The sequence below is a fragment of the Flavobacterium proteolyticum genome, from assembly GCF_015223105.1.
In the GTDB taxonomy this organism is placed as follows: Bacteria; Bacteroidota; Bacteroidia; order Flavobacteriales; family Flavobacteriaceae; genus Flavobacterium; species Flavobacterium proteolyticum.
Genome location: NZ_JADFTZ010000001.1, coordinates 610,215 through 623,211, shown reverse-complemented (window position 1 = coordinate 623,211; position 12,997 = coordinate 610,215). Strand labels below are relative to the sequence as shown.

Genomic DNA, 12,997 nt, shown 5'->3' with positions numbered 1-12,997 from the left:
AGTGAAATTAAATTCCCAAAATAATCTTAGCAATTGTAAAATAAGTCAAAATCCCTAAGATATCGTTACTTGTCGTAATAAACGGACCCGTTGCTAGCGCTGGGTCAACTCCGTATTTGTTTAAGATAATTGGAATAAAAGTTCCAATTAACGATGCCATAATAATTACTGAAAGTAGCGCAATTGAAACTGTGTAACCAACATGAATTTCGTATCCTAATAAAAAGTAACTTCCTAAAAGTAAAATTGCAGAAAGAATAATTCCGTTAAGTAAACTTAAGGAAAGTTCTTTTAATAAACGCTCGACAACTGGTCCAATAATAGTGTTGTTTGCCAAACCTTGTACAATAATTGCAGAAGATTGAACTCCAACGTTTCCAGCCATCGCAGCAATTAGCGGTGTAAAGAAAAATAATTCAGGGTGCAAGTCCATTACAGGTTCAAAAATCCCTAAAACGTGTACCGAAATAAATCCCCCAAATAAAGCTAAAACTAACCAAGGCAAACGTGCTTTTGTCAGTTCCAAAATGCTGTCATCGGCTTCAACGTCTTGCGAAATACCGGCTGCTAACTGGTAATCTTTGTCGGCTTCTTCTTTGATGACATCAATAATATCATCAATGGTAATTCTACCTACTAAGCGACCTAATTCATCTACAACCGGAATAGCTTCCAAGTCGTATTTTTGCATGATTCGCGCAACTTCTACATCTTTCGTGTCTACTTTTACGTAATCTACTTTTTTGATGTAAACTTCGCTAATGGGTGTTTTTGTTGAGGTAGTCAATAAATCTTTTAATGACAAACGTCCTTTCAATCGCTCTTCATCATCAACTACATATATAGAATGTACTCTTGAAACATTTTCAGCTTGTGCACGCATTTCTTTTACACACGTTAAAACGTTCCAATTTTCGTTAACTTTTACCAGCTCTTTTCCCATCAAACCACCAGCGGTGTCCTCGTCATAGCGTAATAAGTCAACAATATCTTTTGCGTGTTCAACGTCTTCTAATTCAGAGATTACTTGCTCTTTTTTGTCTTGAGGTAACTCGGCAATAATGTCGGCAGCGTCGTCTGTGCTTAATTCGTCAAGCTCTTCTGCAATTTCTTTTGGAGATAAATTGCGCAAGATTTTTTCACGAACTTCTTCATCTAATTCGAGAAGAATTTCGGCTGTTTTTTCAGAATCTAAGGTGTTAAAAATGTAAGAAGCGCCATAATCATCGAGTTCTTCCATGATTTCGGCAATATCAGCAAAGTGAATATCTTCAAGAAGCAAAAGTAATTCTTGCGACTTGTTTTCACTTATAAGTTGTTCTATTTCAGTTAGAAACTCTCTGCTGATTTTAAACTCCATCGGCTGCTATTTTTTGGGTGATTTCAATAAATTGTTCTACCGAAAGTTGCTCCGGACGCAGGTCAAAGATACTATCTTCTTTTAAATTATCAGAAAAATTGAATGTTTTTAAGCTATTTCGCAATGTTTTTCTTCGTTGTTGAAAAGCAGTTTTTACTACTCGGAAGAATAATTTTTCATCACATGGTAACGAATAATCTGCTTTTCTTCTTAATCGCATTACACCAGAATCTACTTTTGGTGGCGGATTGAAAACATCTGGCGGAACTGTAAATAAATATTCTGCTTCATAAAATGCTTGGGCTAAGACTGATAGAATTCCGTAGGTTTTGCTACCTTTTTTCTCGCAAATTCTTTCGGCTACTTCTTTTTGAAACATTCCAGCAAATTCTGGGATTTGATCACGCATTTCTAACGTTTTGAAGACAATTTGAGTTGAAATATTGTACGGGAAATTTCCAATAATAGCAAAAGGTTCACCATTGAAAACTTCGTTTAAATTGTATTTTAAAAAATCTTTCGAAATGATATGATTTTCTAATTTAGGATAATGAACGCCCAAATATTCCACCGATTCTTTATCGATTTCAATTACATAGGTTTCGGTTGGTTTGTCCAATAAATATTTGGTTAAAACACCCATTCCTGGACCAATTTCCAAAATTTTAGAATAGCCTTCTAGCGAAAGTGTGTCGGCAATATCCTTTGCGATGCTTTCGTCTTTTAGGAAATGTTGTCCTAAGTGTTTTTTTGCGGTTACTTTTTCCATTATTCTTTATTTAGCTTATCAGCTACTTGTTTTATATCGTTTCTAGACCAAATCAGAAGATTTCTTATTCCAATTTTGTATAATTTTTCTGAATCAACATTATTTGTTAATGCCCATTTTATCCAACGTTTTACTGAAAAACTCCAATATGTCCAACCAATTACAATTCCTCCAATTAATGCTATATTGAAACTTTGTTTAAGATATTCATGGATTATGTAGAATCCAGAAATTATCAAAATTGTAATTGGAAGGTTTACCCAAAGATGTCCTTTAATTATTATCTCTGATGTTGATAGTTCTTTTTTCATCTAAACAAATTAATTCGTTTCTCCGTAGAATTCTTCCATTACTTCTAACTCCGTTCTAAAAGCTAACATTTTGTCCGCAAAAAGTTGTAAACCTTCTTGGCGTAATCTTGGCGCATGATTTTTGTAATAGTCTTCTAATTTCGCTCTAGAATCGGTAAAATATTGAACGGCATAGGTGGTGCCTCCCATTTCTTCTTCCACTAAAACCTTTACCATTTTAGCATTGGTAAATAAACCGGTTGCTAAAACATCGTTAATATGTTTGTTTTGCATCCATTTTAACCAAGCGGAATGAATGCTTTCGTCTACGTTTATGGTTACGTTGTATATAATCATTTTTAATAAATTTCAAGTTCAAGTACAATTTCAAAAATCAATTTTGGAACACAGATTTAAAAAAATTGGAATAATTAAAAAAATCTTCGTGTACCTTTTGCTTTCTTTAAGTACTTTGTGGTTAATCTTAAATCGTTGAATCACCACGCAACATTCTGTATTGCTTTCTGCTTTCGGTGTAATACAGACTATCGGGATGTTCTAAAACTACTTTTTCGTATAATGCTTTTGCTTTTTCGTTGTCTAAAAGATGTTTTCTATAAATCTCTGCCGAAAAGAATAAAGCTTCATCCTTATAAATTCCGTCTTTGTGATTGTCCAATATGTTCTGATAATATGTCAAAGCTTTGTTGAAATCGTCTTTTTCTTCGTAAATTTTCCCGACCTTGAATAAGGTTCCTTCTTCTATGCTTTCGCCTTTGTGTTTTTGTAAAATGGCTAAAAAGAGTTGAAGCGCTTCTTCTTTTTTATTCTGATACGATTTTAAATCGGCTGTTGAATAGGCTTGAAGTGCAACTCGTAAACTGTCTTCGGCAGAATTGTCTTGGATTAGCAAAAACATTTCAATTGCATCATTTGCAATTAATAAACTTGGCGATTGTTTCAAGACTTTCACTTGTTGCAATGTCCAATCGAAATCTTTTTTATAGAAGTTGGCTTTTGCTAATTTTAGACTGGCTTCATGAGCTAAAACATCGTTTTTCAAATTGTCTTCTACTTGCGCATAATACAAAATGGCTTGATTGAATTTTTCATCATACACCATAATGTCGGCCAATTCCATTTTAACTTTTGATTGTTCTCTGATGTTTAAAGTATTGTTTAAATAATCATTAAGCCTTTTTTTTGCAGCTTCAGAATTATTTAAATAAAATGCTTCAAATCTAGCAGTTAGTAAAACAATTTTTGTTAGATAAGGATTTTGATGATACTTTCCTAAAACGTTATTCAAACTATTATATATTTCTTGATATTCATTAGGAAGAGCATTTTCTATACGAGAAGATAAAAGAAAATCATAAGCTTCAAGATGAAGTTGCGGGTCGGTTGAATTATCTAAGATAAATTGAAAAATAGTTTTAGCATCTTCGTGCTGATTTTCTTCGATAGCTAATTTTCCTAAAATTATTATATTATAAATGGTTTCAGGATTTCTCTTATAAACTGCTTTCTCTTGAACAAACGCTTTTCCGTATTCTTTTTGTTGTACAAAAAACCAACTCAAAAATTGGTTCCAATATACATCCTGCGACTTTTGAGTTCTTAGCAATAAGTTTTTTCGAATAGTCGCAGCAAAAGAACCATCGGTATCATCCATTAAAAAACGAGTCAACTGATTTTGAACCATTGGAGTTCCGTCAGGAGTGTTGAAACCATAATCTAATAATTTATTTAGCATCAATTCCAAATTACCTAATTGCCCTTGAATCATGGCGATTTGGTAATCGAAATTTAGATTTGGGTTTAATTTTTGACCTTTTTCATAGGCTTTTAATGCCCATTCTAATAATACTTTTCTTTCGAAAACACTTCCTAAATTGTATGCAAAATTGGCATTTTTATCAATTTCATTAAGGGCTTCTTGATATTTTTTATCGGCTTCAGACTGTCTTTTTTGTAGTTGATAAACATAGCCTTCTTCTACTAAAAGAGTAGGGTTGTTGTTTTTAGGCTTTAATTCATTTATAAATTTTAACGCTTTATCATATTGTTGTAACTGTTGGTAACAATACAAAAGTTTGTCCAAATATAAATGTTTGTTTTTTGTGTAAACTTCCTCAAGAATGGTTGCAGCTTTTTCGTATTCTCCAGCATCAATATAATTAAATGCCAATTGCTCATTCTGTGCCGAAACCCAAAACGAGGACAAAAACAAAATGAAAAAAGCTATTTTTTGCAACATAAATAAAACAAATAATGTACTAAAGTAACACTTTTTAGCGTCAAATTAGTACATTATTTTATAAAGATTAACGTTTAGTTAATGATGTCAAATCCAGTATATTTTCTTAAAACTTCAGGAACTACGATACCTTCTGGTGTTTGGTAGTTCTCTAAAATTCCAGCTAATACTCTTGGTAACGCTAATGAACTTCCGTTCAACGTGTGTGCCAATTGGTTTTTACCTTCTTTGTCTTTGAAACGTAATTTTAAACGATTTGCTTGGAAAGTTTCAAAATTAGAAACCGAACTAATTTCTAACCAACGCTCTTGTGCTGTTGAATACACTTCAAAATCATACGTTAAAGCAGAAGCAAAACTCATATCACCACCACATAATCTTAGAATTCTATATGGTAATTTTAGTTCTTGTAAAATTCCTTTTACGTGTTCTACCATGCCATCTAAAGCTTCGTAAGATTTGTCAGGGTGTTCAATACGAACGATTTCAACTTTGTCAAATTGGTGTAAACGATTTAGTCCACGAACGTGAGCACCATACGAACCCGCTTCACGACGGAAACATGGCGTGTATCCTGTGCAAAGAACTGGTAAATCATTTTCGTTTAACAATACATCTCTAAAGATATTCGTTACTGGAACTTCAGCTGTTGGGATTAAATACAAATCGTCAACACCTACATGGTACATTTGACCTTCTTTATCTGGTAATTGACCAGTTCCAAAACCAGAAGCTTCGTTAACCATATGAGGAACTTGGTATTCTAAGTAACCAGCATCGGTATTTTTGTCTAAGAAATAAGTGATTAAAGCACGTTGTAATTTAGCACATTTCCCTTTGTAAACTGGAAAACCTGCTCCTGTGATTTTAACTCCTAATTCGAAATCAATTAAATCGTATTTTTTCGCTAATTCCCAGTGAGGCAAAGCGCCTTCGTGTAATTTTGGGATTTCACCTTCTTGATACACGTTTAAGTTTTCTTCAGGTGTTTTCCCTTCTGGAACGATGTCAGCTGGTAAATTAGGTAATTTGTATAATTCTTCTTGTAATTTAGCGGCATGTGTATTCAATACTTCGGTCAATTCTTTGTCTTTTTCACGAAGTTGAACTGATTTTTCTTTTAAGATTTCAGCTTTTGCTTTTTCGCCACTTTTCATTAAATCACCAATATCTTTGGATAGCTTATTTGACTCGGATTTGATAGTATCTAATTCTGCTTGAGTTGCTCTTCTTTTTTCGTCTAATGCGATGACTTCTTCAATCGCATTTTTAGCATCTAAGTTTTTCTTAGCTAATCGTTTTACTACTTCGTCTTTGTTTTCTCTAATGTACGCTATCTGTAACATAATATATAGGATTTTAAAGATGCAAATTTAATGAATTGAATTTAGATAATGTATAAAAAATATAACCGCTGGAGTGTTTTTATGAATTGAGTAAATTCTCATGGAAACTAAGTTTAAAATAAAGATATTATTGTATATTCGCTTAATTTTTGTATAATTTCATAATTTTAAATCAAATTTATAAAAGAATACGAAATTTAGTTAGTATAGATATTAGCCCCCAATTTAATAACCTACATAAAAATGAAAAAAATTACTTTAAGTTTATTGTTCTTTTTTAGTATTATCAGTTTTGCCCAAACAGATAACGCTGAATTTGATAGAATGGTAGAGGCGGAAATGAAATCGGCTTCTTCGGTTCAAAATCTCAGAATTAATCCCAATACTCTGAATTATGATGTTACCTATCATGAATTTCGATTTACAGTAAATCCAAATAATACAACACCTTACATTAATGGTGTGGTAAAAACTACTTTTACAGCCTTGTCAAATATGAATGTTGTAACTTTTGATATGGCAACGGCATTAGTAGTGAGTTCGGTAACAATGAATAGTACTAGTCTTACTTTTAATCAAAGTAACTATGAGCTTAATATTAATTTGCCTTCAACATTAACAACAGGAAATAGTGCAACAGTTGAAATTACTTATGCAGGTTCACCTCCGCAAGCAGAAGGAGCTTTTACAAGAAGTACGCATAGTGGAACGCCTGTAATTTATACACTTTCTGAGCCATTTGGAGCTAGAGATTGGTGGCCTTGTAAGCAGGATTTGAATGATAAAATCGGAAGCTTTGACATGTATATTACTTGCCCTGATACTTATATTGGAGTTTCTAATGGATTGTTACAAAGTACAGTTACTTCAGGAGGAAATACAACGCGACATTTTAGACACAATTATCCAATACCTGCTTATTTGATTTCGTTAAATGTAACTAATTACACAACCTATAATATTCAAGCAGGTTTAGGAACAGCTGAGAGCCCATTTTTCCCAATTAACAATTATTTGTACCCTGAAAGTAATACAGCTGCAACAAGAACGGCAATTGATGTTACTGCTCCTATTATGAATGTATTTGAGGCCAAATTTGGCCCTTATCCATACAGAAATGAACAATATGGTCATGTGCAATTTGGTTGGGGTGGTGGAATGGAACATGCAACAATTTCTTCAATGGGAGGTTGGAGTAGAAGTTTAATCGCTCATGAATTGGGTCATCAGTGGTTTGGTGATAAAATTACTTGTGGTTCTTGGAAAGATATTTGGTTAAACGAAGGGCTAACAGAATACACAGCAGGAATTATGGTTGAAGAATTAGATGGTGCTGCTAGTTTTGTTTCTTGGAAAAGTGGTAAGATTTCTAGTATTACATCTTCAACATCTGGTGCAGTTTATTTAACAGATGCTGAAGCACTTGATGTAAATCGTATTTTTAGTAGTAGATTGTCTTACAATAAAGGTTCTATGGTAACTCACATGCTAAGATGGGTAATGGGGGATGCAAATTTTTTCCAAGCTTTACGTAATTATTTGTCTGATTCAAATTTAGCTTATGGATATGCATTTACAAATAATTTAAAAGGACATTTAGAAGCAGTTCATGGAAGTAGTCTTTCAGAATTCTTTAACGATTGGCTTTACATGCAAGGCTATCCTACATATACCATTACGGCTCAAAATTGGGGTGCTGGTCAGGCAAAAATTACAGTAAGTCAAACACAGTCGCATGCGTCAGTTTCTTTTTTTGAAATGCCTTTAGAAATTCGACTAACAAGTGCTGGAGGTGTAAATCATGATGTGGTTGTAAACAACACCGTTAATAATCAAGAATTTGTAGTGCCAGTTCCGTTTGTTGTGGCTGGAGTAACATTTGACCCTAACAAGCATATTATTTCTAAAAATAATGTGGTAACATTATCAAATGAATCATTCGAATTAGAACAAACAATTTCGGTTTACCCAAATCCTGCAAATGACGAATTGCATATTATGATGCCGACCACAACACAATTAGAAAAAGTAGAAATTTATAATACTTTAGGACAATTATTGGCAACACATCAAACAACAGATTTCAGAATTGACAATTTAAGTTCGGGTATGCATGTTATGAAAATCACGACTTCGGAAGGTGCAATTCATAAAAATTTTATAAAAAAATAGTTCCAAAATAAAATATTGATGAAAAGTAAGGTGAAAACCTTACTTTTGTCGTTTAAATAAATGCATAAAAATGATTCAAGTAGCACAAATATTATTCATATTATCAGTTTTAGTAATTCTTCACGAATTTGGCCACTATATAACGGCTAAAATGTTCAAAGTACGAGTTGAGAAATTCTACTTATTTATGGACGCTGGTTTTTCTTTATTGAAAAAGAAAATTGGAGAAACAGAATGGGGAATTGGATGGTTGCCATTAGGAGGTTATGTAAAACTTTCAGGAATGATTGATGAAAGTATGGATACAGAACAAATGAATCAGGAACCACAACCTTGGGAATTCCGTTCAAAACCAGCTTGGCAACGTTTGATTATTATGTTAGGTGGAATTATTGTGAATGTAATTTTAGCATGGTTGATTTTTACTATTATGTATGCAACTGTTGGACAGAAATTCATTGCTACTGAAAAAATTCAAGAAAACGGATTAGCTTTTGGCGAAGTAGGTCAGAAAGCAGGTTTTAGAAATGGAGACAAGATTTTAGCTGTTGACGGGCAATTTCAGCCAAGTTTTAATCGTATGACATTAGACGTTTTACTTGGCGATAAAGTTGAGGTAGAACGTAATGGTCAAAAAGTTGATGTGATTTTAACTGACGAAATGAAAGGTGAAATCATCAGCAAAGAAGGGAAAGAATTTGTTGGGCCTCGTTTTTCAAATACCGTAGTAGATTCGGTTGTTCCAAAATCGGCAGCAGATATAGCAGGTTTAAAAAAAGGAGATAAAATCAAAGCTTTAAACGGAAGTGCTTTTACTTATTATGATGAGTTTAAAGAACGAATTTCAAAACATAAAAATGACAGCATCTCTTTATCAGTTTTGAGAGGAACTCAAATGGTCGAATTGAAAGCTAAGGTTGATAAAGAAGGAAAATTAGGTTTCATCAACAAAGCTTTAGATAAATTAGATTACGAAGTAAATAATAAGTTGTCTTTCGGTCAAGCGGTTCCTGCAGCGGTAAAAGAATCATGGTCGCTGTTAGTTTATAATGTAAAACAGTTTAAATTAATTTTACGCCCAAAAACAGAAGCCTACAAACACGTTCAAAGCCCAATTGGAATTGCACGTCGTTTACCAGACACTTGGAACTGGGAATTCATATGGAATTTCACGGCCTTATTCTCAATTGGGTTGGCATTTATGAACTTATTACCAATTCCAGGATTAGATGGTGGACATGCATTATTTACAATAGTTGAAATGATAACAGGTAAGAAATTATCAGACAAAGCTGCAGGTTATGTACAAACAGCCGGAATGATTATCTTATTGACGCTAATGGCTTTAACTTTCGGAAAAGATATTTACCAATTAGTGGTAGATAAACTTTTATAATTTTTTCAATAAAATAATTTGCGATAATAAAAAATCAGTTTATATTTGCACTCGCTAAAAAGATAAATACCTTCCTCCTTAGCTCAGTTGGTTAGAGCATCTGACTGTTAATCAGAGGGTCCTTGGTTCGAGCCCAAGAGGGGGAGCAACTTTTTAGCAAAACATAAACCTTTGAGGTGATTCCTCCTTAGCTCAGTTGGTTAGAGCATCTGACTGTTAATCAGAGGGTCCTTGGTTCGAGCCCAAGAGGGGGAGCAACAAAAAACCGATACTAATTGTATCGGTTTTTTTATTTAATCTCGTCTCAACCAACCCGTAACGCTCAATCTAGGTTTGTGACTTTCTAACACTTCGTGAACCAATTCATTGCTCTTAAAAAAAACCGTTTTTCTATTCGTTGGAGCTATTTTTTGAGTTTCATCGCCATCATAAATACACAATTCGCCACCATCTTCAGGTTGCCAATTTTCATTCAAATACGTTATCATCGAAAACTGTCGGCTTGAGTTATCTTGAAATTGATCCAAGTGTTTTCTATAAAAACTGCCTTTATCAAACAACGCAAAATGAAATTCATAACCTGTAATTCCAGTATAACAACTTCGGTTCAAATACGACACAAAATCATCTACTTGATCTAAAAATGCATTTTCATGTTCGTTATTATTCGCTCTGTCTAACCAATAAATAGCATCGCTTCGTATTGCCGAATTCTGAGTCAGTTTCGCTGCATTTCCTATTCCGGCGGCTTTTAGTAAATTTTGTTCTTTCAATTCAAACAATCTCTTTAACAAATGTTGCGCCAATTCCTCCGATACAAAATGTTCTACAATGCCTACTTTCGAATCCAAATAACTCGAAATTAAGGTTTCAAAACAATCTTCCATTTTTAATAAAATTGCAAATATGATACAAAGATATTATTTCCTTTCGAATTTAAATTTGTTGTTTTTGTAACAAAGGATTTTTAACCAATCTGTGTTTTCAATTTTAATGCGTAATTTTACATAAACACTTTTGTTATGCAATCACAATTAGAATTTTCAGCCCATACACAACTTTCATGGAAACAATTATCTATTAAAAATAGAATATCTTTTTTGCCCCAATTGGCAAAACTACTTTTAGAGAATAAAAAAGAATACGCAACTTGCATCACCACCGAAATGCACAAACCCATTTCGCAAGCCATTGCTGAGGTTGAAAAATGCGCCCTTTTATGCAATTACTATTACGAAAATGCCGAAACCTTTTTAGCAACAAAAAACATAAAAACCGAAGCTTCTGAAAGTTTTGTCACCTACGAACCTTTAGGTGTGATTTTAGGTGTAATGCCTTGGAATTTTCCATTTTGGCAAGTTTTCCGATTTGCAGTTCCAACAATTGTCGCTGGAAATACCATTGTTGTAAAACATGCAAGTAATGTTCCTAAATCAGCTAAATTAATTCAAGAAATATTTGAGCAAGCTGGTTTTCCAAAAGGCTGTTATCAAGACTTACCTATTCCAAGTAGCGAAGTCGCAAACATCATTGCAAATCCAATCATAAAAGCTGTTTCCTTAACAGGAAGTGAACAAGCTGGAATCGCAGTCGCTACCGAAGCTGGCAAACATTTAAAAAAGTGTGTTTTAGAATTAGGCGGAAGTAACGCCTTTATCATTTTAGAAGATGCTAATCTAGAGAAAACAGTAGCAATAGCTGTGAATGCCCGAATGCAAAATGCTGGTCAAAGCTGTATCGCAGCGAAACGATTTTTAGTACACGAAGATATTGCAGAAGAGTTTGTAGCAAAATCCAAAGTTGCGATTCAAAACTTAAAAACCGGAAATCCGTTAGATAAAGAAACGCAAATCGGTTCATTAGCTCGAGTTGACTTAGCCGAAGAATTAGAAGTGCAAGTTCAAAAATCCATTCAAATGGGAGCTAAGTTGATTGCTGGTGGAAACAGGAAAGACGCTTTCTATGAACCAACAATTTTAACAAAAGTAACAACAGAAATGCCAGTTTTCAATGAAGAAACTTTCGGACCTGTTGCAGCTATCATAACTTTCAAAACCATTGAAGAAGCCATCGAATTAAGTAATCAATCGGAATTTGGTTTGGGAGTTTCCATCTTTACTCAAGACATTGATTTCATCAAAACCAAGATTTCAGCTTTTAATGAAGGTGCTGTTTTCATCAACGAAATGGTAAAATCCGACCCAAGATTACCTTTTGGGGGAATCAAAAAATCAGGTTACGGAAGAGAATTAGCCGAAGACGGCATCAAAGAATTTGTGAATGTGAAAACAGTTGTAATTAATACTTTTTAATATGAAAAAATTAACCATCCTAATCCTATCAACTCTAGTTTTCTCCTGCAAGCCCTGCGAGGAAAAAATACAATCAGAAAAACAAAACATCACGACCCTTTTAGACAATTGGCACAAAGCTGCTGCCGCTGCAAACTACGAAGCGTATTTTGGAGCTATGTCTGACGAATCCATTTTCATTGGAACAGACGCCACTGAAAATTGGAACAAAAAACAATTTCAAGCGTTTGCAAAACCGTATTTTGATAAAGGGAAAGCTTGGAACTTTAAAGCAATCGAACGTAATATTTATTTTAGTGAAAACGGAAAAACAGTATGGTTTGATGAATTATTGAGTACCCAAATGAAAATCTGTCGTGGTTCTGGTGTTTTGGTTCAAGAAAACGAACAGTGGAAAATCAAACATTATGTGCTTTCGATGACGGTTCCAAATGACAATGTGGATGAAGTTGTAAAAATAAAATCTGTTATAGAAGATAAAATTCTTTCCGAAAAGAAGTAAAACAAACAGAAATAATTGTTGATCCCAAGAGATTTTGTCTTGGGATTTTTTATGCCCAAATGTTAAAAATTAATTTTTTTTCAGTTTGAGAAAACCAAAGTGATGTAGTTCTCGTAAATGCAACTAAACAAAAATCTCAAACAAAATGAAAATTAATAGAAAAATCAAAATTGCTTTAGGAAGTGTCTTCGGAATCTTCCTAATTTTATTTCTGGTTTTAGTAGTTCACATCGCAACTGCAAAACCTATAGTCGTAGATAATGCTACTTTACAAATTAGCAGAATTGACTTCAAAGAACCAATAGATTCGCTTAAAGCAAAAGAAATCCATCGTAATTTAAAATCTATTCCAGGAGTTAAAACCGATAGATTGAATAAAGAAACAGGTGTTTTAGTTTTCTTTCACGATATAAAAGTAGCGGATTCTAAAACTATTTACAATAAGCTTATGGCAATGGGGAATTACAAAGCAGAACGTTTTGTGCTTCCAAAAGAATTAGAAAATAAAACAGCTTGTCCTGTTATGTCTGAGGACAGTTTTAGTTACAAATTTTCTAGAGGAATTCAACGAATTTTTAATTAATTTCCAA

Annotated in this window: 12 protein-coding genes and 2 tRNA genes; 7 read left to right on the top strand and 7 right to left on the bottom strand. The window is 33.5% G+C overall.

The features are described 5' to 3' along the window. Positions 1–7: 7 nt before the first annotated feature. From mgtE to serS, 6 genes are all read right to left on the bottom strand, one after another. The gene (mgtE, locus tag IM755_RS02715) at positions 8–1,360 is read right to left on the bottom strand and encodes a magnesium transporter (protein ID WP_194093506.1); all 1,353 of its coding nucleotides are present in this window, start codon (positions 1,358–1,360) and stop codon (positions 8–10) included. Further along, the gene (gene rsmA / locus IM755_RS02710; RefSeq protein WP_194093505.1) at positions 1,350–2,129 is read right to left on the bottom strand and encodes a 16S rRNA (adenine(1518)-N(6)/adenine(1519)-N(6))-dimethyltransferase RsmA; all 780 of its coding nucleotides are present in this window, start codon (positions 2,127–2,129) and stop codon (positions 1,350–1,352) included. The genes mgtE and rsmA overlap by 11 nt, the downstream gene beginning before the upstream one ends. Then, entirely contained in the window at positions 2,129–2,440 is a 312-nt protein-coding gene (locus IM755_RS02705; protein ID WP_194093504.1) for a hypothetical protein, read from the bottom strand. Before IM755_RS02705 ends, rsmA begins: the two co-directional genes overlap by 1 nt. 9 nt (positions 2,441–2,449) lie before the next feature. Further along, positions 2,450–2,776 carry a DUF4286 family protein gene (locus tag IM755_RS02700; protein WP_194093503.1) on the bottom strand — a complete coding sequence of 109 codons (327 nt, stop codon included), beginning with the start codon at positions 2,774–2,776 and terminating at the stop codon, positions 2,450–2,452. A 127-nt stretch (positions 2,777–2,903) separates the two neighbouring features. Continuing rightward, positions 2,904–4,679, bottom strand: a complete 1,776-nt coding sequence (locus IM755_RS02695) for a tetratricopeptide repeat protein (RefSeq protein ID WP_194093502.1) — start codon at positions 4,677–4,679, stop codon at positions 2,904–2,906. 74 nt (positions 4,680–4,753) lie between these two features. Continuing rightward, on the bottom strand, positions 4,754–6,025 hold the full coding sequence (serS, locus tag IM755_RS02690; RefSeq protein ID WP_194093501.1) for a serine--tRNA ligase: 1,272 nt from the start codon (positions 6,023–6,025) through the stop codon (positions 4,754–4,756). 243 nt (positions 6,026–6,268) lie between these two features. Here serS and IM755_RS02685 point away from each other — a divergent pair, with 243 nt between their 5' ends. The 4 genes from IM755_RS02685 to IM755_RS02670 all read left to right on the top strand — a co-directional run bounded on the left by IM755_RS02685 (position 6,269) and on the right by IM755_RS02670 (position 9,848). After that, positions 6,269–8,197: a M1 family aminopeptidase gene (locus IM755_RS02685; RefSeq protein WP_194093500.1), complete on the top strand. Its 1,929-nt coding sequence runs from the start codon at positions 6,269–6,271 to the stop codon at positions 8,195–8,197. Positions 8,198–8,267: 70 nt separating this feature from the next. Further along, positions 8,268–9,593: an RIP metalloprotease RseP gene (gene rseP, locus IM755_RS02680; protein ID WP_194093499.1), complete on the top strand. Its 1,326-nt coding sequence runs from the start codon at positions 8,268–8,270 to the stop codon at positions 9,591–9,593. A 72-nt stretch (positions 9,594–9,665) separates the two neighbouring features. Continuing rightward, positions 9,666–9,739: transfer RNA gene (locus IM755_RS02675), tRNA-Asn, on the top strand. Positions 9,740–9,774: 35 nt separating this feature from the next. Next, positions 9,775–9,848: transfer RNA gene (locus IM755_RS02670), tRNA-Asn, on the top strand. A 38-nt stretch (positions 9,849–9,886) separates the two neighbouring features. On the opposite strand, the gene IM755_RS02665 is transcribed toward IM755_RS02670, so the two are convergent. Beyond that, entirely contained in the window at positions 9,887–10,480 is a 594-nt protein-coding gene (locus tag IM755_RS02665) for a 2OG-Fe(II) oxygenase (protein ID WP_194093498.1), read from the bottom strand. A 135-nt stretch (positions 10,481–10,615) separates the two neighbouring features. Between IM755_RS02665 and IM755_RS02660 the strand changes: the two genes are divergently transcribed. The 3 genes from IM755_RS02660 (at position 10,616) to IM755_RS02650 (ending at position 12,990) form a co-directional block, all read left to right on the top strand. Then, positions 10,616–11,905 (top strand): NAD-dependent succinate-semialdehyde dehydrogenase, encoded by a 1,290-nt coding sequence (locus tag IM755_RS02660; RefSeq protein ID WP_194093497.1) that lies wholly within the window; start codon positions 10,616–10,618, stop codon positions 11,903–11,905. Position 11,906: 1 nt separating this feature from the next. Then, positions 11,907–12,407 (top strand): nuclear transport factor 2 family protein, encoded by a 501-nt coding sequence (locus IM755_RS02655; RefSeq protein WP_194093496.1) that lies wholly within the window; start codon positions 11,907–11,909, stop codon positions 12,405–12,407. Positions 12,408–12,552: 145 nt separating this feature from the next. Beyond that, positions 12,553–12,990: a hypothetical protein gene (locus IM755_RS02650; protein WP_194093495.1), complete on the top strand. Its 438-nt coding sequence runs from the start codon at positions 12,553–12,555 to the stop codon at positions 12,988–12,990. The last annotated feature ends 7 nt before the right edge of the window (positions 12,991–12,997 follow it).

Coding starts and splice junctions, on each gene's coding strand:
- mgtE (WP_194093506.1), bottom strand. CDS start 1,360: ATGGAGTTTAAAATCAGCAGAGAGTTTCTAACTGAAATAGAACAACTT.
- rsmA (WP_194093505.1), bottom strand. CDS start 2,129: ATGGAAAAAGTAACCGCAAAAAAACACTTAGGACAACATTTCCTAAAA.
- IM755_RS02705 (WP_194093504.1), bottom strand. CDS start 2,440: ATGAAAAAAGAACTATCAACATCAGAGATAATAATTAAAGGACATCTT.
- IM755_RS02700 (WP_194093503.1), bottom strand. CDS start 2,776: ATGATTATATACAACGTAACCATAAACGTAGACGAAAGCATTCATTCC.
- IM755_RS02695 (WP_194093502.1), bottom strand. CDS start 4,679: ATGTTGCAAAAAATAGCTTTTTTCATTTTGTTTTTGTCCTCGTTTTGG.
- serS (WP_194093501.1), bottom strand. CDS start 6,025: ATGTTACAGATAGCGTACATTAGAGAAAACAAAGACGAAGTAGTAAAA.
- IM755_RS02685 (WP_194093500.1), top strand. CDS start 6,269: ATGAAAAAAATTACTTTAAGTTTATTGTTCTTTTTTAGTATTATCAGT.
- rseP (WP_194093499.1), top strand. CDS start 8,268: ATGATTCAAGTAGCACAAATATTATTCATATTATCAGTTTTAGTAATT.
- IM755_RS02665 (WP_194093498.1), bottom strand. CDS start 10,480: ATGGAAGATTGTTTTGAAACCTTAATTTCGAGTTATTTGGATTCGAAA.
- IM755_RS02660 (WP_194093497.1), top strand. CDS start 10,616: ATGCAATCACAATTAGAATTTTCAGCCCATACACAACTTTCATGGAAA.
- IM755_RS02655 (WP_194093496.1), top strand. CDS start 11,907: ATGAAAAAATTAACCATCCTAATCCTATCAACTCTAGTTTTCTCCTGC.
- IM755_RS02650 (WP_194093495.1), top strand. CDS start 12,553: ATGAAAATTAATAGAAAAATCAAAATTGCTTTAGGAAGTGTCTTCGGA.